A 23,829-nucleotide genomic window follows, 5' to 3' on the forward strand; every position below is an offset into this window, starting at 1 on the left:
CTGCTTCCAGGTTTCCGGTCGGATGTGGCTCAGCTCGTGCGCAGGTACTGCGGCGCGGGCGGCTTGGACGCGCTGGAGTCCCTTCCCAGTGTCGCCGACAGCCACCTGTCGTACGACGCCTGCCAGCCGCCGGCGCGGTAGCCCACCAGAATGCGATTGACCCGGCGTACCAGATCGGAGGCGTCCTTCTTCATCGCCACGCCGTAGTACTCGGTGGTGAACGCCCCGCCCTTCAGTTCGACCGTCGGGTCCTGCGCGGCCTGGCTGGCGGCGAGCGCACCGTCGGTCACCACCGCGTTCACCTCGCCGAGTTGCAGCCTGACCAGGCAGTCGAGCTGGTTCGGGACGGTGGTGGAGATGTCCGTGGAGGAGGGCAGGGTGCCGCCCTTCCTGTCGGCGTCCAGCTTGGTGTACGCCGTCGAACCGGCCGCCGTGCAGATCCTCTTGTGCGCCAGGGTGCCGTTGTAGCCCGTGATGGACGACGACTTGGGCGCGAGGACCTGCTGTCCGGTCTTGAAGTAGGGCGCGGAGAAGGCCACCTGGGACAGCCGGTCGCAGGTGATGGTCATGGTCCGCACGACCATGTCCACCCGTCCGTCCTGTATCGCGGAGATCCGCTCGCTGGTCGGGATGGCCTTGAACTGCACCGCGTCCGGGTCGCCGAGGATGTCCTGCGCGATCCGGTGCACCAGGTCGATGTCGAAGCCCTCCAGCTGAGCGCCCTGGGTGTTGGGGTTGCGGTAGCCCCAGTGGTAGCTGTTCTGGTCGACGCCGACGATCAGCTTGCGCTTGGCGCCCGTACGGGCCTTGATCGCGTCGATAGCCGGGCCGTCCGCGCCGGACGGCGACAGGGTCTGGTTCTGCGCCTCGGAGTCCTTGCAGTCCCCGGCGCGGGCCTGCAGCCCGCTGGCGACGGCCTGACCGGTCCGCTCGGGACCGGGCTGCGGGGGCTGCTGGGTGCACGGCAGCAGCAGGACGAACGCCAGCGCCAGCGCGCACAGCGCCGCCATCGCGCCGACCCCGCCCCAGCCCCGCAGGGAGGCTCGTACACGTGCCGCGTACATCGTCATGCCCCCTGTCACCGGTACTCCGAAAGCCTGCGGCCGATGCCGAAGACGGCGCCGGCCGCGCCGAGCACCGCGAGCACCGCCGCGCCCAGCGGCAGTCCGGTCATGGCGTCCCGGCCGTCGCCGGCGGCCTGCTGGAACTCGGTCTGCTCGTGGTCGATGGCCCGGGCGAGGTTGGCGTCGACGCTGTCGAAGCACTCGCCGGTGGCGCCCTTGGCGCCGATCACCTCGTCCAGCGCCTGCTGGTAGTTGCCGTTCTCGTCCTCGGTGCGGGCCGCGGTGTGGCGCTGCTTCCACACCGCCATGTTGCCCTCGGCCGCCTTCACCGGCGCGCTGCCGCCCTGGTCGTCGGCGAGCTTCGCCGCCCGGGTCAGACCCTGGCCGAGGCCGGCCATGTCCTTGTCGAAGTCGTAGTAGTACGCGTCGTACGTCCGCCCGTCGACCGTGATCGTCTCGGCGCCGCGCGCCACCAGGCTCAGGTTCTCGTTGCCGCGCGCCTTCAGGGAGGCGATCCGGGCGTCGTGCAGCACGGTCAGCGAGCGGATGCCGTGGTCGTAGGAGCCGTTCAGCTCCGAGCGGGCCACCGCGTGCCCGACGACCAGCCACAGCAGCGCGACCGTGGTGGCGGCGGAGGCGGCGACCAGGCCGTGGTTGAGGACCCGGTTGGTGCGCCGGTAGCTGCGGTGCTGGGCCCAGCCGAGCGCGGCCAGCGCGAGCACGCCGAGCGCGATCGCGACCCACGGATACGGGCTGGCGTCGCCGTAGTCGGCGTCCAGCCGCTGGTTCTCCTTGGTGTAGAGATCCTCCGCCGCCGGGAGCATCTCCTTCTGCATCTTCTCGTTGGCGTACCGCAGATACGCGCCGCCGACCGGATACCCCTGCCGGTTGTACGTCCGCGCCCGCTCGATGAGCCCCTTGTACTCGGGCAGCAGCTTGTTCAGCCGGGCGATGGTCGCCTCGGAGGCGGAGCCCGGCTCGGCGTTCGCGGCGGCCGTCACCAGGCCCGCGGCGGCCGTACGGATGTCCTTCTCGTACCGGTCCCGGGAGGCGGCCGTCTCCTGACCGCCCGCCAGGAACCCGCTGGAGGCGGCCGTGTTGGCGTCGGCCAGCGACCGGTAGATGTCCGCAGCACCGGAACTGAGCGGCTGGCTCCTGTGCAGCACGTCGTCGGCGGCGGCCGCCCGCTCACTGGCCTGCCAGGCGGTGACCGCCCCGAACGCAACGACCAGCAGCGCCAGTACGGCCCCGATGATCCGCAGCCGCCCCGGCTCGGTGGTCGCCGCGTCCCGCAGCCGGTCGACACCCTCGGCGAACGCGGTCCGCCGGGCGGACGGGCCGGGGGAGCCGGTGGGGGCCGGGCGGGGGCTCTGCGCGGGGATGCCGGGGGCGGCGGGCATGCCGGGGCCCGGCACGGGTGGTGCTGCGCTCTTCGGCGGGTGTGTCACTCGACCTCCCCCAGGGTCAACCGTTCGCCGCCCAGTATCGCGGCACGCGGCGGCATCCGCACCGGCCTTCACTGGATCTTGATCGGATCGCAGCGTGCGCTGCCCATGAATACGCCCTGTGCAGGTGTTCGGTTCCCCCGGGGCCGGTTACCCCTCCCTGTGCCCCGCCCACCCCTCCCAGTGCCTCCGCGCCCGCTCCTGCGCCTCCCCGTCCGCGCCCAGTCGGTCCAGGCCCAGCAGGGCCGCGCCCAGGACCGGGCTCGCCGTGACCACGCGGACGTCGGCCTTGGGGGCGCGGGCGGCCAGCAGGTCGCGGATGCCGTCGTCGAGCAGGTCGTGGCCGGCGGTCAGGACGCTGCCGCCGAGCAGGACCGGAGTCTCCTCGTCGAGCAGGTCCAGGCGGGTCAGCGCCACCGTGGCCATCACCGCCACCTCCTCCGCGAGCCGGGCCACGATCGAGCGGGCCGGCGCGTCACCCTCGGCGGCCGTCGCGAACAGCACCGGGGTCAGCTCGTGCCGGCGGTCGTGGCCGACGTGCTCCAGATGCAGCGCCTCGATCAGCGCGTACATCGTGGGCAGGCCGAAGTGGCCGGGCAGGGTGCGGGCGAGGGCCGTCGGCTCGCCCCGGCCGTCCTCCGCGCGGGCCGCGAACCACAGGGCCTCCTCCGCCAGGCCCCACCCTCCCCCCCAGTCGCCGGAGATACGGCCGATGGCCGGAAAGCGCGCGGTACGGCCGTCGGGGCGCATGCCGACGCAGTTGATACCGGCCCCGCACACCACGGCCACCCCGCGCGGCTCGGCGACGCCCGCCCGCAGGATCGCGAAGGTGTCGTTGCGCACCTCCACCGACGCGCCCCAGCCGCGGGCCCGGAGCGCGGTCGCCAACTGCTCCTCCTCCACGGGGAGATCGGCGTTGGCGAGGCACGCCGAGACATGGGAGACGGACGTGACGCCCGCGTCCGCGAGGACGCGCCCCACCGGTTCGGCCAGCGCGTCCAGCGCCGCCGCCACTCCCACCGCGGGCGGGCGGAAACCGCCGCCGCGGGCCGTGGCCAGCACCTCCCCGGCGGCGGTGACCACGGCCACGTCGGTCTTGCTGTTGCCCGCGTCGATCGCGAGTACCCCTGCGGGAATAGGTGAGGTCAGGCCCACGCGAGGTGCTCCCGGTTGTGTGCGATCAGCTGGTCGGTGAGGGCGTCGGCGTACGCGTACTGGCCGATCAGCGGATGGGCGAGCAGGGCGCGGAAGACGCGGTCACGGCCGCCGCGCAGTGCCGCCTCAAGGGCAAGGTCCTCGTACGCCGTCACGTTCGCGATCAGCCCGGAGAACAGGGGGTCCAGCTCCGGCACCGGCAGCGGGGCCGGGCCGGTCGGGCCCACCGCGGCCTGGACCTCGATCACCACGTCGTCGGGGAGGAAGGGCAGTGTGCCCTTGTTGACGGCGTTCACCACCTGGTAGGGGGTGCCTCCCCCGCCCAGCAGCGCCGCCGCCAGGTCGACGGCCGCCTCCGAGTAGTAGGCGCCGCCGCGCTTGGCGAGGAGCGCCGGCTTCTCGTCCAGGGCCGGGTCGCCGTACATCGTCAGCAACTCCCGTTCCATGGCGGCGACTTCCGCCGCGCGGGACGGCTTGGTGCGAAGTTCGCGCACGACCTCGTCGTGGGCGTAGTAGTAGCGCAGGTAGTAGGAGGGGACCACGCCCAGGCGTTCCAGGAGGGGGCGCGGGAGGTGCAGGTCGTCGGCGATCGCCTCGCCGTGCTCGGCCAGCAGCTTGGGCAGGACGTTCTCTCCCTCCGGGCCGCCGAGCCGTACCCCCGTCTCCCAGGTGAGGTGGTTGAGGCCCACGTGCGCCAGATGGACGTCGGCCGGCGCCACGCCGAGCAGGTTCGCGAACTTCCGCTGGAAGCCGATCGCCACGTTGCACAGCCCGACCGCGCGGTGCCCCGCCTGGAGCAGGGCGCGGGTGACGATGCCGACCGGGTTGGTGAAGTCGATGATCCACGCGCGCGGGTTGGCACGGCGGACCCGTTCGGCGATGTCCAGGACCACCGGGACCGTGCGCAGCGCCTTGGCCAGGCCGCCCGCGCCGGTGGTCTCCTGGCCGACGCAGCCGCACTCCAGTGGCCAGGTTTCGTCCTGCTCGCGGGCCGCCTGGCCGCCGACGCGCAGCTGGAGCAGCACGGCGTCGGCGCCGTCGACGCCCGCGTCCAGGTCGGCGGTGGTGACGATCCGGCCGGGGTGACCCTGCTTGGCGAAGATCCTGCGGGCCAGTCCGCCCACCAGCTCCAGGCGCTCCGCCGCCGGGTCCACGAGGACGAGTTCCCCGATGGGAAGGGTGTCCCTCAGGCGTGCGAAGCCGTCGATGAGTTCGGGGGTGTAGGTCGAGCCTCCGCCGACCACGGTGAGTTTCATATGCGGATCAACCCTTTACTCCGGTGAGGGTGACGCCTTCGACGAACGCCTTCTGCGCGAAGAAGAACACGAGGATCACGGGGGCCATGACCAGCACGGTCGCGGCCATGGTGAGGTTCCAGTCGGTGTGGTGGGCGCCCTTGAAGGACTCCAGGCCGTAACTCAGGGTCCAGGCGCCGGGGTTCTCGGACGCGTAGATCTGCGGGCCGAAGTAGTCGTTCCAGGCGTAGAAGAACTGGAAGAGGGCGACGGCGGCGATGCCCGGCCTGGCCATGGGCAGGACGACCCTCAGCAGGGTCCTGAGGTCGCCGCAGCCGTCCACCCTCGCGGCGTCCAGGTACTCGTTCGGGATCGTCATCAGGAACTGGCGCAGCAGGAAGATCGAGAACGCGTCACCGAACGCCATCGGGATGATCAGCGGCCACAGCGTGCCGGACAGGTCCAGCTGCTTCGCCCAGAACAGGTACATCGGGATGATGACCACCTGCGGGGGCAGCATCATCATCGAGATCACCAGCATCAGGGACAGATTGCGGCCCCGGAAACGGAACTTGGCGAGCGCGTACGCCACCGGGATGGACGACACCACGGTCAGGACGGTGCCGAGACCGGCGTAGATCAGCGTGTTCTTCCACCAGGTCAGGAAGCCGGGCGTGTCGAAGACCTTCTTGTAGTTGCCCCACTCCCAGGTGTGCGGGATCAGATCGCGGCTGAGCGCCTGGGCGTCGCTCATCAGCGAGGTCAGGAACACGAACACGAAGGGCAGCGTGAAGAACAGGGCGGCGGCGACGCCGAGGGAGTGGACCGCGATCCATTCGAGCAGTGCCCTGCGCCGGGCGGCGCGCTCGGCGGCCGAGGAGGGCGTCGTCAACTCCACCGGCTTGTCCAGTACTTGGGTCATGGTCAGTCACCTGCCTGGATGAGACCGCCCCGGCGCCGCATCAGGAACCCGGTGAACACCATCGACAGGGCGAACAGCACCAGCGCCACCACACAGGCCGAGCCGTAGTCGAAGCGCTGGAAGCCGAGGTTGTAGACGAGCTGGGGGAGGGTGAGCGTGGACTTGTCCGGGTAGCCGGGCTCGAACTGGGTGCCCGCGCCCTGGATCACCCCGGAGGCGACCTTCCCGGCGATCAGCGGCTGGGTGTAGTACTGCATGGTCTGGATCACGCCGGTGACGACCGCGAACATCACGATCGGGGAGATGTTCGGCAGGGTGACGTACCGGAACCGCTGCCAGGCCGAGGCCCCGTCCAGTTCGGCCGCCTCGTACTGCTCGGTCGGCACGTCCAGCAGCGCGGCCATGAAGATGACCATCAGGTCGCCGATGCCCCACAGCGCCAGCAGGGTCAGGGCCGGCTTGGACCAGGTGGGGTCGTTGAACCAGCCCGGCGCCAGGACGCCCACCTTCTCCAGGATCGAGTTGACCGGGCCCGTACCGGGGTTGAGCAGGAAGGCGAAGGCCATGGTCGCGGCGACCGGCGGGGCGAGGTACGGCAGATAGAACAGGGTGCGGAAGACCCCCGTACCCGTCTTGATCTTGGTGATGAGCAGGCCGATGCCGAGCCCGAAGGCGACCCGCAACGACACCATCACCAGCACCAGCCACAGCGTGTTGCGCAGGGCCGGCCAGAAGAGCGGGTAGTGCTCGAAGACGTAACGCCAGTTCTTCCCGCCGCTCCACGTCGGCGGCCGGAAGCCGTCGTAGTGCATGAGGGAGAAATAGACCGTCGAGATCAGCGGATACGCGAAGAACACCGCGAAGCCGATCAGCCAGGGCGACATGAAGGCGAGGGTGCGAAGCGCCGACCGGCGGCGCTTCGACGCCAGAGTGACCGTACTCATCGGCTACTTCGCCTGCGCGATGTCCGTGTCGATCTGCGCGGCCGCCTTCTTCAGGCCGGCCTTCAGATCGGTGACCTTGCCGCTTTCGTAGTCGTAGCCGAGCTGCTGGATCGTCACCAGATACTGACCGCCGTTGACGGAGGCGGGAGTCGTGGCGGAGTCCGGGTTGGCCGCGATGTCGAGGAACGTCTTGAAGCGCGGGTCGTACTTCAGCTTCGGGGACTTCAGCGCGGCCAGGGTGGAGGGGACGTTGTGGATGTCGTTGGCGAAGCCGACCACGGCGTCGGTGTCCGTGGTGATGTACTTGACGAACTCCCAGGCCGCGTTCTGCTTGTGGCTGGCGGCGGCGACGCCCGCGACGGTGCCGGTGATGTAGCCCTTGCCGTACTGCGCCACCTGGTCGTCGGGCACGGGCAGCGGCGCGACCCCGATCTCGAAGTCCGGCTTGGCCTGCTGGGCCATCCCGAGCCGCCATTCGCCGTCGAGCTGCATGGCGACCTGACCGGTGTGGAAGGGGTGCTTGGGACCCCACTCGTCCCCCAGCGTCGCCCGGAACTTCTCCAGCTTCTGGAATCCACCGAGTTCGTCCACGAGCCGCTTCTGGAGTGCGAAGCCCTTCTCGAAGGCGGGGTCCTTGGCGAGGTCCGACTTGCCGTCCTTGTCGAAGTACGTCGGCGAGAACTGGGCGAAGTAATGCTCGGTGGTGGTCTCCCAGCCGTGGTAATCCGGCATGAACCCGAGCTGCTTGTAGCCCTCGCCCTGGGCGATGGTCAGCTTCTTGGCGTCGCCCTCGAACTCGGACCAGGTCTTCGGCGGATTCGCGATACCGGCCTTCTGGAACGCCGTCTTGTTGTAGTAGAGCCCGTACGCGTCACCGAGCAGCGGCGCGGTACAGCGGTTGCCGTCGAACCGGGTGTACTCGTTCATGGTCTTCGGGAAGGTCTTCTCGGGGTCGATCCCGGACTTCTTGAAGAAGGGGTTGAGGTCGACCAGCGCGCCCGAGGAACAGAACTTGCCCACGTTGTTGGTGGTGAACGAGGAGATCACATCCGGCGCCTTGTCACCGCCCGACCGCAGCGCCTGGTTGATCTTGTCGTCGGTCATGTTGCCGACGATGTTCACGTGGATGTTGGGGTGCGCCTTCTCGAAGCCGGCGACCAGGGACTTGACGGCCTTCACCTCGTTCGGCGCGCTCCAGGCGTGCCAGAAGTTGATCGTCGTGTCCTTCGAGGCGTCGTCCGTGGCGCCGGAGTTGGACTGCCCGGTACAGGCGGTGGCGGTGAGGAGCAGGGCGGAGACGGTCAGGGCGAAAGCCGCTTTTCGGGCGACTTCGGGTATGGCTGTGGGCATGGCGAGGTCTCCCAGGGACGGGTGAACGGGAAGAGGGGTGCTGCCTGCGTCAGCGCGAGGTGTCGAAGACCTCGGCGCGGGTGGTCACGAGCGCGGACTCCAAAGCGCCGCGCAGAACGGGGTGTTCGTGGACGTCGCCGACGACCAGCCGGGGGCGGGCCGCGGCCAGCTCCTCCAGCTCGGCCTGGACGAGGGCGCGCAAGCCCTCGCCGCCGGCCGTCAGCGCCGAGCCGCTGAGGACGACGAGTTCGGGGTCGAGGACGGAGACGAGCGAGGCGAGACCGGTGGCGAGCCGGGTCGCGTAGGTCCGGAGCAGCTCCCGGTAGGGGCCAAAGGTGTGATCGGCGCCCCGGGCCACGAGTTCGGCGGCGACCTCGGTGTACGGCCCCGACGGCACATCCGGGATGCCGAGTTCCCGGGCCAGCTTCGGTACGGCCTGGGAGCCGGCCAGCTCCTGGTAGCCGCCGCTGTTGGCCTTGGTCACCTGTCGCACCAGGGGCGTGCCCGGCACCGGCAGGAAGCCGACCTCGCCGGCGCCGCCGGTCCAGCCGCGGTGCAGCCGGCCGCCGAGGACCAGGGCGGCGCCGAGCCCCTCCTGGTTCCACAGCAGGACGAAGTCGCCGTGGCCCCGGGCGGCCCCGAGCCGCTGTTCGGCGAGGGCGACGAGGTTGACGTCGTTCTCGTACTCCACCGGCATCGGCAGGGCGGCGGCGAGCTCGTCGAGCAGGGTGGGGGAGTGCCAGCCGGGCAGGTGGGACGCGTAACGCAGCCGCCCGGTGTTGGGATCGAAGGCGCCCGGGGTGCCGATGACCAGCCGGTGCACGTCGGACCGGGCGAGCCCGGCGGCCTTGACGGCACCGTCGAGCACGTCGGTGACCTGCTGGACGACCGGCTGGGCGGGCCGCCGCCCGGGGGTGGGCAGCTCGTACTCACCCACCGTCCGGCCGGTGACGTCGGCGACGGCGGCGCGGATACGGCTGGGGGTGACATCGAGCCCGGCGGCGTGCGCGGCCGTGGGGTTGACGGCGTACAGCTGGGCGTTGGGGCCCGGCCGGCCCTCGCTGGTGCCGGTGACCCGGACCAGCCCGGCCGCCTCCAGACGGGCCAGCAGCTGCGAGGCGGTGGGCTTGGACAGGCCGGTGAGCTTCCCGATCCGGGTGCGCGACAGCGGCCCGTGCTCCAGCAGGAGGTCCAGGGCGGCGCGGTCGTTCATGGCGCGCAGCACGCGCGGGGTGCCCGGCGTACCGGTGGTTCCTGCCATGGGGTCGACACCTGCCTCTCCAGCCCCCCAGCTTCTCAGTGGCCTGGCGGGAGGTCCAGTCTTGATCACCGGCGCCCTGGAGATCACTGTTAGGAAACTTTCCTATTGGGGTGGGAGGAACGTAAGCCCAGGACGAAGGGGGCGTCAATAGACAACGGCGCCGAGGAGACGGAGTCGTTATCTCAAAGGGCAGGGGTGTACATCTGCTTGACAGCCTGCTGATCTTTGATCCGCTTGTCCGGGCGTGCGGCCCGGACGCCGACGAGCGGATGGTGAAGGTGCCCGAGCGAAGACTGCTGCGGAAGCTGTGGACGGCCGCGCTGGCCGACTTCCTGCCGCTGATGATCATGCTGAGCCTGTTGGACGCGTGGGACGACGGACTGTCCTGGTCGGCGGTCGCCCACGTCACCCTGCAGCCCGCCATCTGGGCGTTCGTCTGCTTCCTCTTCGCCCTCTACGTGTGCGGTGCCCTGCGCCGCCGGGCCCGCGGCACGGGGATCCCGGTCACGGTGGGGGCGCTGGACCCCACCCAGGAGTACGACTTCTGCGCCGAGCAGGCCGCCCGGCTGAGGCCCGGCCTGTCCGCGTCCGAGCGCGCGTGGGACGTGCTGAGCGGCGAGGAACTCCACTTCCGCTGGCGCCCGTTCCGCGGGCGGCGGTCCGTCACGGGCACGGTGACCTTCGACGACTCCTCGGGAGAGGCCCGACTGAGGCTTCACGCCGACGACAGCCTGATGACCGGCCCGGGCCTGCGCAGGGCGAGCGCGTTCGTCGCGCTGTGCCAGATAGTGCGGCTGGTCAGTCGGTGACGAAGGGGGTGGTGTCGAGGGTGGGGTACGGCGCCGGGAGGGGGAGGGGATCGCCGAGGGTGACCTTGGTGTCGGTCTTGTAGTAGGCCTCGGTGGGGTCATCACCGGGAAGGACGGGGTCGGTGCAGCAATGGGCGGTCTTCGTGTTGCGGTTGATCAGGACGTACACGGGGATGTCGACGGCGGCATAGGTGGCGAGCTTGGCGCCGGTGTCAACCGCGTGGTTGGTCGACGTGACCTCGCCGATCAGAGTGACCATGTCGATGGGATACCAGCCCTTGTGGGCTTTCCGGTAAGCCTCGTCGAGGTCTGTCGGTAGGCGGCGCAGGACGTAGAAGTCCGGGATGACGAGGGCCATGGTGCTGCCGTCTTCGTGCGCGCCCCGATAGCCGTTGCCCATGCCTGCCAGGTCGAACCCTGCTGTATAGAACTGGGCGGCGAGTTTGAAGGCGCCGGCGTTGTGCTCGTGGTTCGGCTGCGGCGGCACGATGACCGTCCCCTCGACGTACTCGGGTCGAATCGGCGCCACGGACGCCTCTTCGAACGCGATCAACAGATCGATGGGGTCCTGCGTCATCACCGGCTCCACGAGAGGTTCGGCGCTCATCGCTCGTTCTCCTTGTCGCACTGATGCCAGGCTAAGCCCACGCCGGGCGCCCCGGCAGAACGATGGGGCACCCATGCGCACCACGCGCCGGAATGCCCCACCTGATCACTCGAACGAGTGTGCTGAAACCGTTCCGCTCGCTACTTGCCCGGAGGCGTCGGCCGCTGCACGGCGATCGGTGCCGTCGCCGCCGCCTGCGGCGAATCCGCGTTGGAGTACACCGACGGAGCCGCCACCGTGGCCGTGGGGTCGGCGGCGTCCTCCGCGTCCTCGACCGACGTCGCGCCGCCCACGATGCGGATGCTCGCCGCGTCGAAGGCGCGCTTGATGCGCCAGCGGAGTTCGCGCTCGACCGTCAGGGCCTTGCCCGGCATGGTCTTGGCGGAGACCCGCACCACCATGGAGTCGATCAGGACGGAGTCCAGGCCGAGGACCTCGATCGGGCCCCACAGCAGCTCGTTCCAGGGCTCTTCCTTGCTCATGTGCTCGGCGACGTCGTCCAGGGTCGCCCTGACCTTGTCCAGGTCCTCGCTCGCCCGCACCGTCACGTCGACCCCGGCCGTCGCCCAGCCCTGCGAGAGGTTGCCGATCCGCTTGACCTCGCCGTTGCGGACGTACCAGATCTCGCCGTCGGCGCCGCGCAGCTTGGTCACGCGCAGCCCGACCTCGATCACCTCGCCGGTGGCCACGCCCGCGTCGACCACGTCACCGACGCCGTACTGGTCCTCCAGGATCATGAAGACGCCGGAGAGGAAGTCGGTGACCAGGTTCCGGGCGCCGAAACCGATCGCCACACCGGCCACACCGGCGGACGCCAGCAGCGGCGCCAGGTTGATCTTGAAGGTGGACAGGATCATCAGCCCGGCCGTGCCGAGGATCAGGAAGCTCGCCACCGACCGCAGCACCGAGCCGATCGCCGCCGAACGCTGCCGCCGCCGCTCGGCGTTGACCAGCAGCCCGCTCAGCGCGGTGCCGTCCACGGCCTCGACGGTGCGGCCCATCCGGTCGATCAGCTTGGTGATCGCCCGCCGCACCACCGCGCGCAGCGCGACCGCGATCACCAGGATCAGCAGGATCTGCAGCCCCATCGCGAGCCATGTCGACCAGTTCTGTTCGACCCAGCTCGCCGCGTTCGTCGCGCTCTCCTGGGCGTCCTGGAGCGACGGCACGGCCGGCGCCGTCGAGCCCGAGGGAGAGGGGGACGGGGTCGGCGACGCTCCGGCGGCCAGCAGGACGGCGGGCAAGGACGACACGGCAGGTACCTCCAGGTGCTGCACGGTCCGTGCCGGCGGGCGGTCAAGGTCTTCAAGGTCACGAGAAGGTCACCGGACGGACAGGGTCACCACACTAACGGGGCATTGTGTGTGCATCGCGCGGATCCGCCAAGGAGGGGCGCAGGAGAGACGGGACTCACCCTGGCTTGAACAGGCCGTGACCCGGGGGATGAATCAGGTGTGGTCGAAAACACTCCCAGCCCGTTACCGGGACATGGTGGCGCTTCCACCAGGCATGAGGGGAGACTGACTGCAGATCGTCCCGGCGCGAGCCACGCGCCGCCGACGCCCAAGGAGGCACCCGTGCCGCATGTCCTGGTCCTCAACGCGTCGTACGAGCCGCTCGGCGTCGTACCGCTCCGCCGCGCGCTCGTCCTCGTCCTGGAGAACAAGGCCGTCTCCCTCGAGGAATCCGGCGCCTATATGCACAGCGCAACCGTCACAGTCCCCGCACCCAGCGTGGTCCGGCTCAAGCGATTCGTCCGGGTTCCCTATCGGGGGCCCGTTCCTCTCACCCGCCGAGCGCTCTTCGCGCGCGACGGGGGCCGGTGCATGTACTGCGGTGGCGTCGCAACCAGCGTCGACCACGTCATCCCGCGCAGTCGCGGGGGCAAGCACGTCTGGGACAACGTGGTGGCCTCCTGCCGCCGCTGCAACCACGTGAAGGCCGACCGTCACCTCGTAGAGCTGGGGTGGCGGCTGCGGCACAAACCGGCTCCGCCGACCGGGCTGGCCTGGCGCATCATCGGCACCGGGCATAGGGATCCGCGCTGGCTGCCCTACTTGCAGCCGTACGGCGCGGACGATGCCCTGGCCCGGATCGACGGCATTTCTGCCTGACGGCGATCCGGGCCTTCGCGTACTCGCGCAGACCTCGCGCACGCGAGGTGAGGGCGTGAGCCTCCGGCTCCGGGAGCCCCCTGTGCCCCCGGGAGCCGGAGGCTCACGCACCGCGGCTCTCCCGGAGCCTTCCGGCTCACGCGTACCGCAGCTCCCCGGGGTGCGCCGAACGGCGCAGCAGGGGCAGTGAGGCGGCCGCCGCCAGCAGGCAGCAGGCGTACGCGCCCACCGGCACCAGCAGTGCGGTGTACGGCACGGTCTGGGTGAGCCGGCCCTGGGTCAGCGAGGCGTACCAGACGCCGATCGCCATGCCGCCGGCGCCCGCCAGCACGACCGCCGGGGCCAGAGGCAGCGCCGTCTCCAGCAGCAGCGCCCGGCCGAGCACCGCCCGGGGCACCCCGGAGGCGACCTGGGCGGCGAGGCCCCGGCGGCGGTTCGCCACCGACTCGGCAGTGCCGACGGCGAGGCCGGAGAGGGTGATCGCGAGGCCGACGAGGATCGCGACGGCCGTCAGATCGAGGCCCGTCGTGTAGAAAGCCATGTCCGTGCCGAGCTTCTGGTCGCGGCTCATCTCGTGCAGGTCCGCCAGGAGCGTCCCCCGGATCCCCACGAAGCCCGTGCCGACGATCGTGACCAGCAGTACCGCCGCGTGGGTGCGGGCCGCCGCCCAGGGATCGGCGCGCAGCCGCTCCGCCGCGATCAGCGTCGCCGCGCAGCGGGCCCGGCCCGCCAGCAGCCGCCCGACCGCCCCCGCCGTGCCCCCGGCCAGCCACACCGTGCCCCCGCCGACTACGAGGACCAGCGCGAACACCGTCAACGGCACCCGGCCGCGGTCGGCGCCGGAGGTGTTCGCCACGGCCCACAGCGCCAGCAGCAGAACGAGAAGGAGACCGGCGACGAACAGCAGCCCCGGCCCGCGCCCGCTGCTCGGCCGCACCCGCCGCACCCACCCCAGCGGCGAGGCCACCACCCGGCGCAGCGCCAGCGCGCCCGCCGCCGCCCCCAGCACCGGCACCCCCAGCAGGACCAGCACCGACCCGGCCCAGGTCCAGGCGGTCGGGCTGCTCCACAGGCCCAGCAGGACGGGGACGCCGACGGCGGTGGCGAGGACCGAGCCCAGCAGACAGGCCGCCCCCGTCTCCAGCGCGGCGATCCGGCGCACCTGCGCCGGTCCGGCGCCCGCCAGCCGCAGCCCGGCCAGCCGCCGGTCACGGTGCACGGCGCCGATCCGCGCGCACTGCCCGAGGAACCCCAGCACCGGCACCAGCAGGAGCAGCAGGCTGACGACCGCCCCCGAGCGCTCGCCCGGGTTGTCCAGCAGGCCGTGGCCGAAGGACACCCGGTAGTACCCGTGCAGTGAGGCCAGTGCGACGGCCGCGAGCGCGAACCCGGTGGCGAGCGCGGCCCCGGCCGCCGTCAGCCCGAGCCGCCACCACTCCTGCCGGTCCGAGCCCCGGACCAGCCGCCAGGCCAGCCGGACGTCGGCCGACACACCGGCGCGCGTCCCGGAGAGTGCCTGCCCCGTCATGCCGTCACCTCCGCCGGCACCACGGCACCGTCGCTCAGCCGCACCTCGCGGTCCGCGTACGCCGCCACCTGGGCGTCGTGCGTGATCAGCAGCACCGCCGCACCCGACTCGCGGGCCGCGTGGACCAGGGCCGTCATCACCTGCTCGGTCGCCAGCGAGTCCAGCGCGCCCGTCGGCTCGTCGGCGAAGACCACCCGCGGCCCGGTCACCAGCGCCCGGGCCAGGGCGACCCGCTGCGTCTGGCCGCCGCTCAGCTCGCCGGGCCGCAGCGCCTCCTGCCCGCGCACCCCGAACCGCTCCAGCCACTCGCCGGCCCGCTCCCGGGCCTCGGCGCGGCCTGTGCCCGCCAGCATCAGCGGCAGCGCCACGTTGTCCGCGGCGGTCAGCTCCGGGATCAGCTGCCCGAACTGGAAGACCACACCGAAGTCGGTACGGCGCAGCTCGCTCAGCCGCTTCTCCGGGAGCCGGTCCAGCCGCTGCCCGGCGTAGACCACCGAGCCCTCGTCCGGGCGGACGAGGCCCGCGAGGCAGTGCAGCAGGGTGGACTTGCCGCTGCCGCTGGGCCCCGTCACAGCGAGGATCTCGCCGGCGTGCAGCTCGGCCGAGGCGCCGCGCAGCGCCCGGGTCCTGCCATGGGCCTTGACGAGGTCCCGGCTCGTGAGAACCGGGGCCGAGGTGTCCCCCTTGTGGGTCATGCTCCGTCGACCTCCGCGGTCAGAGTGGTCAGCCGGGCCGCCGTGGTGTTCATCCAGCGGAGGTCGGCGTCGAGGTGGTTGAGGGCGTAGTCGGCCGACAGCACGGTCGCCAGATCGGCGTTCCGGCCGGTCTTGACCGCCGTGAGCTGCCGCATCCGCTCCATGTGCGCGGCCCGCTGGGCACGCAGATAGGCGGCCGGGTCGCCGCCGGCCAGGATCGACACGACGACCTTGGCGAAGATCTCGTTCGTCACGAAGGGCGCCGGCGGGGCGATCTCACCCGCCCAGCGGGCCAGTTCGCCCGAACCGGTGTCCGTCGAGCGGTACAGCGTGCGCTCCGGACCGCCGTCCGCGTCGGTGCCCTCCACCTCCGCGAGGCCGTCCCGGACCAGGCGCTGCAGGGTCGTGTAGACCTGCCCGTAGGCCAGTGGACGGGCTTGCGGGAAGCGTTCGTCGTGGCGTCGCTTCAGGTCGTAGCCATGGCTCGGCCCTGCCGCGAGCAGACCCAGAAGGATGTGGCGGGTGCTCATGCCGATCATTATGCACTCGATACATGTACTGAGTGAATAGTGATCAGTGATTGTCGAGGAGGCGGGTTCGATCGGCTGTCGGGAGTGCCCGCGCCGTCACGGGGTAGGCCTGCCGTAATCCGTTCAAAGCGACAGCATCCGACCCGCCCACAGAACCCCACAGCAGAGGAGGCCCCCGTGGCCGCACTGGCTCATCTCTCGGTCCCGGCCCAGTCGAAACCCCCGGCGGAGCCGTCCGCCGAACCCCACGACACGCAGGCATGCGTCTTCAGCGCCGAGAGCGCCTGCGCCCAGGCCCCGTTGACCAGCGAGCCGCCCCTGCCTGACGCCGAGCCCCTGACCAGCGAGCCGCCGCTCGCCGAGGCCACCCCGCTGACCAGCGAGTCGGACGCCTTCGGCGCGGGGGCGTACGCATCCGACACCCACGTCCCGGGGTCGTACGAATCCGGCGCCTACGGCGCGAGGTCGTAGATGACCGGGGCGTTCGAGGACTTCGCGGACGAGGACCTGTCCCGGCTCGCCGAGCTGCACGGGGTCGCCACCTCCTACAGCCCCGCCCCGGGCCGCGACGTCCCGGTTCCCGCGTCCGCCGTGGTCGCCGCCCTGGCCGCCCTCGGCGTCGACGCGGCCGGCCCCGCCGCCGTACGCACCGCTCTCGCCGCACGCGAACACGAGCTGCGCGAACGCGTGCTGCCGCCGACGCTCGTGCACTGGGCCGGCGATCCGCAGGGCCCCGCCGCCCTCGCCGCACTGCCGCCCGGCACCCGCCTGCGCGTCCAGACCGAGGACGGCGAGGAGCGGGACACCACCGCCGAACTGCCGCTCGGCGTGCACCGGGTGACCGCCCTCGCCCCCGACGGCCGCACCGGCCACGCCCACCTCGTCGTCGCCCCCGACCGGCTGCCCGCCGCGCCCGGCCGCTCCCACGGCCTCCTCGTCCAGCTGTACTCCCTGCTGTCCCGCCGCTCCTGGGGCATGGGCGACCTGGGTGACCTCGCCGAGCTGGCCGGCTGGGCCGGACGCACCGCCGGCGCCGGATTCGTCCAGGTCAACCCGCTGCACGCGGCCGTACCCGGCGCCCCCAGCGACCCCTCCCCCTACCGCCCGTCCTCGCGCCGCTTCCCCGACCCCGTCCACCTGCGGATCGAGGACATCCCCGAGTACGCCTACGCCGAGGACCGCGAGCGGCTGAGCGCCCTGCTGGAGCGGGCCGAACGGCTGCGCGCCGACGTCCTCGACAAGGGCGCCCTCATCGACCGGGACGCGGTGTGGGAGCTCAAGCGCGAGGCGCTGGACCTGGTCCTGGCCGTTCCCCTCGGCCCCGGCCGCCGGGCCGCCTACGACGACTTCCGCGCCGCCCACGGCCAGGCCCTCGACGACCACGCCACCTGGTACGCCCTCGCCGAGATCCACGGCTCCGACTGGCGGCGGTGGCCATCGGCCCTGCGCGACCCCCGTTCGGCCGAGACCGCCCGCGCCCGCGCCGACCTCGCCGACCGCGTCGGGTTCCACGCCCGCCTCGCCTGGCTCACCGACGGCCAGCTCCGCGCCGCCCAGCGCGCCGCCCGCGAGGCCGGCATGCCCGTCGGGATCGTGCACGACCTGGCCGTCGGCGTGCACCCCCTCGGCGCCGACGCCTGGGCCCAGCAGGACGTGTTCGCCGCCGGCATGTCCGTCGGCGCCCCGCCCGACGCCTTCAACGCCCGCGGCCAGGACTGGGGCCTGCCGCCCTGGCGCCCCGACCGGCTCGCCGCCACCGCCTACGCCCCCTACCGCGAGCTGCTGCGCGCCCTCTTCCGCTACGCCGGCGCCCTGCGCATCGACCACGTCATGGGCCTGTTCCGGCTGTGGTGGGTCCCCCAGGGCAGCCCGCCCACCAAGGGCGCCTACGTCCGCTACGACGCCGACGCCATGCTCGCGATCCTCGCCCTGGAGGCGGGCCGCGCCGGGGCCCTCGTCATCGGCGAGGACCTCGGCACCGTAGAGCCCGGCGTCCGCGAGACACTGCAGCGGCGCGGGGTGCTCGGCACCTCGGTGCTGTGGTTCGAACGCGACTGGGAGGGCGACGGACGCCCACTGCCGCCCGAGCGATGGCGCGCCGACTGCCTGGCCACCGCCACCACCCACGACCTGCCGCCCACCGCCGCCCGGCTCACCGGCGACCATGTCGATCTGCGCGACCGCCTGGGCCTGCTCACCCGCCCGGCGACCGAGGAACGCGCCGAGGCCGTCGCCGAGACCGCCGAGTGGCTCGCCCTACTGGGCAGCCTCGGCCTGCTGGACCTGACCGCCGCCGGGCCGCCCGGCTCCGACGAGGAGGAGGAGATCCGCGCCGTCCACCGCTTCCTGCTCCGCACCCCGGCCCGGCTGATCGGCGTCTGGCTCCCGGACGGTGTCGGCGACCTGCGCCCGCAGAACCTCCCGGGGACCTGGGACCAGTACCCGAACTGGCGGCTGCCGATCGCGGACCGCGAGGGCCGGCCGGTGCCGCTGGAGGACCTGACGGCCTCCCCCCGGCTGAGGGCACTGCTCCATGTGTTCGAGCAGGCCGGCGGCGTGTGAAACCCCGGTACGGGACCCCGGGCGCGCGCCCGTCCGGGGGGTTCGCTAACTTGAGATCGTGGACAAGAAGAACGCCCTGCGCGCCGGCGCCCTGGCCGCCGGCACGACGCTGATGATGCTGCTCATGTCGTCCCCCGCGCTCGCGCTGACCCGCGACGACGGCGACGACCCCGGCCCCGGCCTGAGCGTCATCCAGACGCTGGGCCTCTACGTGCTGCTCCCGATCGGGCTGTTCGTGGTCATCGCCGGTCTGGTGATGGTGCTGGACAAGTCCAAGATCAGGACCATCAAGCCCTCGTCCAACGTGAAGTCCGAGGCCAAGGCCAAGGCCTGACCGGACACCGGTTCTCTCGCCGGGGGCGCCTGTCCTCCCGTCGGTACGCGCGCGACGCCGTACCCGGGGTGAGGTCGGCGCCCTCGGCGTTTCGTGTTCCGGGGCCTCTGTGAGGTCCGGCCCGGCTCAGGGATTCGGCGCGGTCAGATACCGCTGTACGGTCGGCCCGAGCCACGCCAGGAGTTCCTCACAGGTCAGTTCCCGCGCCGCCGGCAGCCGCAGCACATAGCGGGTCAGGGCCAGCCCGAGCAGCTGCGCGGCACACAGTGCGGCCCGCGCCGGGACCTGCTCGGGGTCGGGGCACACCTGCCGGGCCAGTGGCAGCAGCTGGTCCCGGAAGATGCCCTGCATCCGCTCGGCCCCGGCCTGGTTGGTGGCGCCGACCCGCAGGAGGGCCGTCAGCTCCTCGTTCTCCTCCCACACGCCGAGGAAGTGGCTCACCAGCGCCCGGCCCACCTCGTCCCGCGGAACGCCGGTCAGGTCGGGCAGCCGCAGATCCAGCGCGACGGCCGAGGCGAAGAGGCCCTCCTTGCTGCCGAAGTAGCGCATCACCATGGACGGGTCGATGCGCGCGTCCTTGGCGATCGCGCGGATGGTGGCCCGCTCGTAGCCGTCGGTGGCGAACCGCTCGCGGGCGGCGTCGAGGATGGCGGTGCGGGTGGCGTCGGAGCGGCGCGCCTGGTTCGTCTTCGTGCTGCCGGTCATGCCAACGAGCGTAGGCCAACATGCGTGGGCCAACAAGTGTTGACTTCCTCAGACGCTCGGTTCTAGGCTTGCCAACAAGCGTTGACCAACGGACGTTGACCAACAAGCGTTGGCACCCAGGAGGCCACCATGACCGGCACCACTGGCAACAACGGCACCCACACCCACGACGTCACCGGCGCCACCGGAACCGTCATCGTCGTCGGCTCCGGTCCCAGCGGCCTGCTTCTCGCCGGCGACCTCGCCACCGCCGGCGTCCCGGTCACCGTCCTCGAAAAGCGCCCCCACAAGATCAGCAACCTCTCCCGCGCCTTCGTCCTGCACGCCCGCACCCTCGAACAGCTCGATGCCCGCGCTCTCGCCGACGACCTCGAAAAGGTCGGCCGGCCCCTCGACCGCCTCCGCCTCTTCGGCCGGCTCACCATTGACCTCGCCGCCCTCCCCTCCCGGTTCAACCACCTCCTCGTCCTGCCGCAGTACGAGGTCGAGAAGGTCCTGGAGCGCCGGGCGGTCGAGGCGGGCGTCGACTTCCGGTACGAGACCGAGCTGACCGGACTCACGCAGGACGCCGACGGGGTGACCGTGGAGGCGCGCGGGCCCGAAGGGCGTACGCAGACGCTGCGGGCGGCGTACGTCGTCGGCACCGACGGCATGCGCAGCGCCGTGCGGGACGCGATCGGGCTGCCCTTCCCGGGCAAGTCGGTGATCCGGTCCGTGGTCCTCGCCGACGTCCGGCTCGCCGAGGAGCCGCCGACCCTGCTCACCGTCAACGCCGTCGGCGACGCCTTCGCCTTCCTCGCGCCGTTCGGCGACGGCTACTACCGGGTGATCGGCTGGCACCGCGGCCGCAACGTCGCCGACACCGAGCCGCTGGACCTGGCGGAGATCCAGGAGATCACCCGGCTCGCCCTCGGCCGGGACTTCGGCATGCACGACGCCCGCTGGATGTCCCGCTTCCACAGCGACGAACGGCAGGCGCCCGCCTACCGGGTCGGCCGGGTCTTCCTCGCCGGCGACGCCGCGCACGTGCACACCCCGGCCGGCGGCCAGGGCATGAACACCGGACTCCAGGACGCGGCCAACCTGAGCTGGAAGCTCGCCGCGGTCGTGGGCGGGCACGCGGAGCGCGCGCTCCTCGACACCTATCAGGCCGAGCGGCACCCCGTGGGCAAGTCGGTGCTGCGCAGCAGTGGCGGGATCGTCCGCCTCGCCATGGCCGAGCGTCCCTGGATCCTCGCGGCCCGCGCCGCCCTCACCACCTTCCTGAACGCCGTCGGCCCCGCCCGGCGCGAGATCGCCGGCCAGGTCACCGGCGTCGGCCACCGCTACCCCGCTCCGCGCAGCGCCCACCGCCTCACCGGCACCCGGGTCCCGGACATCGCCCTCGCCGACGGCGGCCGCCTCTACGAGGCCCTGCGCGGCGGCCGGTTCGCGCTGATCACCCCGGAGCCGTACGAGGCGGGGTCCGGCCGCGCGGACCGGCTGGCCGTGGCGCACTGGGCGAGCGACCGCCGGACGACCGTGCTGGTCCGCCCCGACGGATACGCGGCTTGGGCCGCCGACTCGGCCCGCGCGGCGGACATCGAGACGGCGCTCGCCGCACACGTTGGCGGCTAGACCTCTGCTCGGTGCGGCGCCTCCAGCGTCCCCGCGAGCAACACCCTCAGCAGGTCGGCCAGTTGGCCGACCTGCTCGTCGTCGAGCAGCGACAGGGCCTCCGTCTGGACCGCGAGGCCCGCGCCGACCGCGCGGTCGATGACGTCCAGCCCCTTCTCGGTCAGCGTCACCTGAAGGCCCCGGCGGTCGTGCGGGTCGGGGGAGCGGCGCAGCAGGCCGGCCCCCTCCAGCTTGTCGAGGCGCCCGGTCATCCCGCCGGTGGTGAGCATGAGGGTGGCCGACAGCTGGCGCGGCGAGAGGGTGTACGGCTCGCCGGCCCGGCGAAGGGTCGCGAGCACGTCGAACTCGCCGCGTGAGATGCCGTAGGGCTGGTACGCCTTCTCCATGCGGTCGCCCATTGTGCGGGAGAGGCGGTAGATCCGCCCGAAGACCTCCATCGCCCTGGAGTCGAGGTCGGGCCGCACGGCCGCCCACTGGTCGATGATCGCGTCGACGGGATCCCTGCGCTGCTGGCGGCCTTCGTCCATGTGCCGAGTATCGCTCGCCTGATGATCAGCCGCAAGAAAGTAGCTTGCAAGAAAGTTGCTTGACGCTAAGCTACTTCCTGCCAAGCTAACTTCCCGAGGGGGCGGCAGATGACATCGCCGACGAGACAGAGAAGACAGAGAAGAGGCAGAGAGCGTGAAGCGGACGAGCGCGTCCCCGGCGAATGGACCCTCCCCGTCACCGCGGCCGTCAACGGCATCGGCACCGGCATGTACGTGCCGTTCACGCTGGTCTTCTTCCACGCCGTCACCGGGCTGTCCTTCACGGTCGTGGGCGTCGTGCTCACCGCCACCGGCCTCGCGGGAATCGCCGTACTCCCGCTCGCCGGCGCGGCGGTGGACCGGTACGGCGCGAAGCGGGTGCAGTACGCGCTGTACGGCGTCCGGGTCGCCGGCTTCGCCCTCTACCCCTTCGCCCACTCCCTCCCCGCCTTCGCGGCCGTCGCGCTGGTCACGGCCGCCGCCGACCGGGCCTTCCCGGCGGCCCAGCAGTCCCTGATCGGTGAGGTGGCGAGCGGGGCGGGGCAGGACCGGCTGCAGGCGTCGACGCGCGCCCTGCAGAACGCCGGCAACGGAGCCGGTGCGCTGCTGGCCACGCTGGTCATCTCCCTCGCGGGCAGCGCCGGTTACACGTACGCGGCCTGGGGAAACGCCCTCTCCTTCGCGCTCGCGGCGCTGCTGCTGCGGCCCCTGCGGCAGGTGCAGCGGCGTACGGCGGGTGGTGCGGTCCCGGTCGCGCGCCGGGCGGGCGCCGGCTACCGGCTCGTCCTCGCCGACCGGCCCTTCCTGGTCGTCACCGGCGCCAACTTCCTGAACGCGCTGGGCTATTCGGCCCTGTCGGTGCTCTTCCCGCTGTTCATGGTGGAGTGGCTGCACGGGCCCTCGGCTCTCACCGGCGCCGCCTTCACCCTCAACACCGTGCTGTGCGCGGTGGCCGGGATCGGGGTCGGCGCGCGGGTCCGCGGGACCGGGGCCCGGCGCACCCGGGCGGCGGCGCTGGGCGGAGCCCTGTTCGCGATCGCCTTCGCCGCGCAGATCGTGCTCGGCACCGTACGGCCGGGCTCCGTCACGGTCCTGGGCGGGGCCCTGGTCGCCGTGGTCGTCGTCTACACCATCGGCGAGCTGATCCACAGCCCCGCCGCCCAGGTGCTCGCGGCGGAGGCGGCGCCCGAAGCGGTGCGCGGCCGGTATCTGGCGGCGTACCAGATGTCCTGGTCGCTGGCGAAGGCCGTGGCGCCCTCCCTGTTCACGGCCCTGCTGGCCCTGGACGGCCGGGCGCCGTGGGCCGTCCTCGTCCTCACCTCGGCCATCGCCGCGGCCCTCCTGATCCGGACGGAACCCCGACTGCCGGCGGAGGCGGTACGACCGCTGCCGACGACGGTGGTCCGCGGAGGTGCCCCAGCCCCGGCCCCTGCCTCCGTCCTCACCCATCCCGAAGGGACCCGGCCGTGAAGCGATCCCTGACCGTCCCGCTCACCGCGCTCGCCCCCGTCTCCTGGGGCACCACCTACGCCGTCACCACCGTGTTCCTTCCGCCGGACCGCCCCCTGTTCACGGCTCTCGTGCGGGCCCTGCCCGCCGGACTGTTCCTGCTGGCGCTCACCCGGGTGCTGCCGCGGGGCGGCTGGTGGTGGCGGTCGGCGGTGCTCGGCGCGCTGAACATCGGCGCCTTCTTCCCGCTGCTGTTCGTGTCGGCGTACCGGCTGCCCGGCGGGATGGCCGCCGTCGTCGGCTCCGTCCAGCCGCTGTTCGTCGTCGGCCTCTCGGCGCTGCTGCTTGGGCAGCGCCCGGCCCCGCGCACGCTCGTCACCGGTGTCGCGGCCGCGCTCGGCGTCAGCCTCGTCGTGCTCCAGGGAACCGGAACCCCGGATGTCGTGGGCGTGCTCGCGGCCGTCGCCGCCACCGCCTCCATGGCCGCCGGTACGGTGCTGACCAAGCGGTGGGGCCGTCCGGACGGCGTCGGTCCGCTGGCGCTCACCGGCTGGCAACTCACCGCGGGCGGCCTGCTCATCGCGCCGCTCGCCTTCCTGGCCGAGGGCGCCCCGCCGGCCCTGGACGCCCGTGCCGCGGGCGGCTACCTCTACCTGGCCCTGGCCAACACGGCGGTGGCGTACTGGCTTTGGTTCCGTGGCATCGGCCGGCTCAGCGCAACTCAGGTCGCGTTCCTCGGCCCGCTCTCCCCGCTCACCGCGGCCGCCGTCGGCTGGGCGGCCCTCGGCCAGGCGCTCGCACCGGTGCAGGTGGCGGGCATGGCGCTGGCGTTCGGCGCGACGCTGGCGGGACAGCTCGGTAGCGGTGAGAGCGGATCTTTCAGTGCAGGTAAAAAGAATGCTCGAAAAGTTTCGATGGACCTGATGGATCCGGGGCTGCGACGGTAGGGACACGGACACACCGCCAGCGAAAGGAG

23 protein-coding genes are annotated in these 23,829 nt (G+C 72.1%); 8 read left to right on the forward strand and 15 right to left on the reverse strand.

From position 1 onward, the window contains the following. Positions 1–29 precede the first annotated feature (29 nt). The 8 genes from AB0M27_RS26065 to AB0M27_RS26100 form a co-directional block, all read right to left on the reverse strand. Positions 30–1,064: a glutamate ABC transporter substrate-binding protein gene (locus tag AB0M27_RS26065; protein WP_365724600.1), complete on the reverse strand. Its 1,035-nt coding sequence runs from the start codon at positions 1,062–1,064 to the stop codon at positions 30–32. A gap of 14 nt (positions 1,065–1,078) precedes the next feature. Continuing rightward, the gene (locus tag AB0M27_RS26070; RefSeq protein ID WP_365724710.1) at positions 1,079–2,464 is read right to left on the reverse strand and encodes a hypothetical protein; all 1,386 of its coding nucleotides are present in this window, start codon (positions 2,462–2,464) and stop codon (positions 1,079–1,081) included. A 195-nt stretch (positions 2,465–2,659) separates the two neighbouring features. After that, positions 2,660–3,664, reverse strand: coding sequence for a BadF/BadG/BcrA/BcrD ATPase family protein (locus AB0M27_RS26075; protein WP_365724601.1), 1,005 nt, complete (start codon positions 3,662–3,664; stop codon positions 2,660–2,662). Continuing rightward, entirely contained in the window at positions 3,655–4,920 is a 1,266-nt protein-coding gene (locus AB0M27_RS26080) for a 6-phospho-beta-glucosidase (protein ID WP_365724603.1), read from the reverse strand. The genes AB0M27_RS26075 and AB0M27_RS26080 overlap by 10 nt, the downstream gene beginning before the upstream one ends. Positions 4,921–4,927: 7 nt before the next feature. Continuing rightward, complete coding sequence (locus AB0M27_RS26085) at positions 4,928–5,821, reverse strand: carbohydrate ABC transporter permease (protein WP_365724605.1); 894 nt, start codon at positions 5,819–5,821, stop codon at positions 4,928–4,930. A gap of 2 nt (positions 5,822–5,823) precedes the next feature. Next, entirely contained in the window at positions 5,824–6,765 is a 942-nt protein-coding gene (locus tag AB0M27_RS26090; RefSeq protein ID WP_365724607.1) for a sugar ABC transporter permease, read from the reverse strand. A 3-nt stretch (positions 6,766–6,768) separates the two neighbouring features. Next, entirely contained in the window at positions 6,769–8,115 is a 1,347-nt protein-coding gene (locus tag AB0M27_RS26095; RefSeq protein WP_365724608.1) for an ABC transporter substrate-binding protein, read from the reverse strand. Positions 8,116–8,164: 49 nt separating this feature from the next. Beyond that, the gene (locus tag AB0M27_RS26100) at positions 8,165–9,376 is read right to left on the reverse strand and encodes an ROK family transcriptional regulator (RefSeq protein ID WP_365724610.1); all 1,212 of its coding nucleotides are present in this window, start codon (positions 9,374–9,376) and stop codon (positions 8,165–8,167) included. A gap of 278 nt (positions 9,377–9,654) precedes the next feature. On the opposite strand from AB0M27_RS26100, the gene AB0M27_RS26105 reads away from it, so the two are divergent. Next, positions 9,655–10,185 (forward strand): hypothetical protein, encoded by a 531-nt coding sequence (locus tag AB0M27_RS26105; protein ID WP_365724612.1) that lies wholly within the window; start codon positions 9,655–9,657, stop codon positions 10,183–10,185. Here the strand turns inward: AB0M27_RS26105 and AB0M27_RS26110 are convergent. Beyond that, on the reverse strand, positions 10,175–10,792 hold the full coding sequence (locus AB0M27_RS26110; protein WP_365724614.1) for a Uma2 family endonuclease: 618 nt from the start codon (positions 10,790–10,792) through the stop codon (positions 10,175–10,177). The two genes, AB0M27_RS26105 and AB0M27_RS26110, sit on opposite strands and share 11 nt — an antisense overlap. A gap of 140 nt (positions 10,793–10,932) precedes the next feature. Further along, a complete protein-coding gene (locus AB0M27_RS26115; protein ID WP_365724616.1) occupies positions 10,933–12,045 on the reverse strand; it encodes a mechanosensitive ion channel family protein in 1,113 nt (370 codons plus the stop codon). A 324-nt stretch (positions 12,046–12,369) separates the two neighbouring features. On the opposite strand from AB0M27_RS26115, the gene AB0M27_RS26120 reads away from it, so the two are divergent. Further along, complete coding sequence (locus tag AB0M27_RS26120) at positions 12,370–12,906, forward strand: HNH endonuclease (RefSeq protein WP_039649619.1); 537 nt, start codon at positions 12,370–12,372, stop codon at positions 12,904–12,906. Positions 12,907–13,042: 136 nt separating this feature from the next. Here AB0M27_RS26120 and AB0M27_RS26125 read toward each other — a convergent pair whose 3' ends face one another. The 3 genes from AB0M27_RS26125 to AB0M27_RS26135 are packed head-to-tail and all read right to left on the reverse strand — an operon-like array spanning position 13,043 to position 15,659. Continuing rightward, a complete protein-coding gene (locus AB0M27_RS26125) occupies positions 13,043–14,434 on the reverse strand; it encodes an FtsX-like permease family protein (RefSeq protein WP_365724618.1) in 1,392 nt (463 codons plus the stop codon). After that, complete coding sequence (locus AB0M27_RS26130; RefSeq protein WP_365724619.1) at positions 14,431–15,129, reverse strand: ABC transporter ATP-binding protein; 699 nt, start codon at positions 15,127–15,129, stop codon at positions 14,431–14,433. The genes AB0M27_RS26125 and AB0M27_RS26130 overlap by 4 nt, the downstream gene beginning before the upstream one ends. Beyond that, positions 15,126–15,659, reverse strand: coding sequence for a PadR family transcriptional regulator (locus AB0M27_RS26135; RefSeq protein ID WP_365724621.1), 534 nt, complete (start codon positions 15,657–15,659; stop codon positions 15,126–15,128). Before AB0M27_RS26135 ends, AB0M27_RS26130 begins: the two co-directional genes overlap by 4 nt. 177 nt (positions 15,660–15,836) lie before the next feature. Between AB0M27_RS26135 and AB0M27_RS26140 the strand changes: the two genes are divergently transcribed. The 3 genes from AB0M27_RS26140 to AB0M27_RS26150 are packed head-to-tail and all read left to right on the forward strand — an operon-like array spanning position 15,837 to position 18,555. Next, positions 15,837–16,130, forward strand: coding sequence for a hypothetical protein (locus AB0M27_RS26140; protein WP_365724623.1), 294 nt, complete (start codon positions 15,837–15,839; stop codon positions 16,128–16,130). Continuing rightward, a complete protein-coding gene (malQ, locus tag AB0M27_RS26145; protein ID WP_365724630.1) occupies positions 16,131–18,221 on the forward strand; it encodes a 4-alpha-glucanotransferase in 2,091 nt (696 codons plus the stop codon). A gap of 58 nt (positions 18,222–18,279) precedes the next feature. Beyond that, positions 18,280–18,555 carry a hypothetical protein gene (locus AB0M27_RS26150; RefSeq protein WP_365724632.1) on the forward strand — a complete coding sequence of 92 codons (276 nt, stop codon included), beginning with the start codon at positions 18,280–18,282 and terminating at the stop codon, positions 18,553–18,555. A 126-nt stretch (positions 18,556–18,681) separates the two neighbouring features. Here AB0M27_RS26150 and AB0M27_RS26155 read toward each other — a convergent pair whose 3' ends face one another. After that, positions 18,682–19,260 carry a TetR family transcriptional regulator gene (locus AB0M27_RS26155; RefSeq protein ID WP_365724634.1) on the reverse strand — a complete coding sequence of 193 codons (579 nt, stop codon included), beginning with the start codon at positions 19,258–19,260 and terminating at the stop codon, positions 18,682–18,684. 129 nt (positions 19,261–19,389) lie between these two features. Here AB0M27_RS26155 and AB0M27_RS26160 point away from each other — a divergent pair, with 129 nt between their 5' ends. Next, positions 19,390–20,877 carry an FAD-dependent monooxygenase gene (locus AB0M27_RS26160; protein ID WP_365724636.1) on the forward strand — a complete coding sequence of 496 codons (1,488 nt, stop codon included), beginning with the start codon at positions 19,390–19,392 and terminating at the stop codon, positions 20,875–20,877. Here AB0M27_RS26160 and AB0M27_RS26165 read toward each other — a convergent pair. Beyond that, the gene (locus AB0M27_RS26165; RefSeq protein WP_365724638.1) at positions 20,874–21,404 is read right to left on the reverse strand and encodes a MarR family transcriptional regulator; all 531 of its coding nucleotides are present in this window, start codon (positions 21,402–21,404) and stop codon (positions 20,874–20,876) included. The genes AB0M27_RS26160 and AB0M27_RS26165 overlap by 4 nt on opposite strands. Positions 21,405–21,512: 108 nt before the next feature. Here AB0M27_RS26165 and AB0M27_RS26170 point away from each other — a divergent pair, with 108 nt between their 5' ends. Beyond that, positions 21,513–22,874, forward strand: coding sequence for an MFS transporter (locus tag AB0M27_RS26170; RefSeq protein WP_365724640.1), 1,362 nt, complete (start codon positions 21,513–21,515; stop codon positions 22,872–22,874). Continuing rightward, positions 22,871–23,800 carry an EamA family transporter gene (locus tag AB0M27_RS26175; protein WP_365724642.1) on the forward strand — a complete coding sequence of 310 codons (930 nt, stop codon included), beginning with the start codon at positions 22,871–22,873 and terminating at the stop codon, positions 23,798–23,800. Before AB0M27_RS26170 ends, AB0M27_RS26175 begins: the two co-directional genes overlap by 4 nt. The last annotated feature ends 29 nt before the right edge of the window (positions 23,801–23,829 follow it).

Source organism: Streptomyces sp. NPDC052107 (assembly GCF_040680215.1).
Lineage (GTDB): Bacteria > Actinomycetota > Actinomycetes > Streptomycetales > Streptomycetaceae > Streptomyces.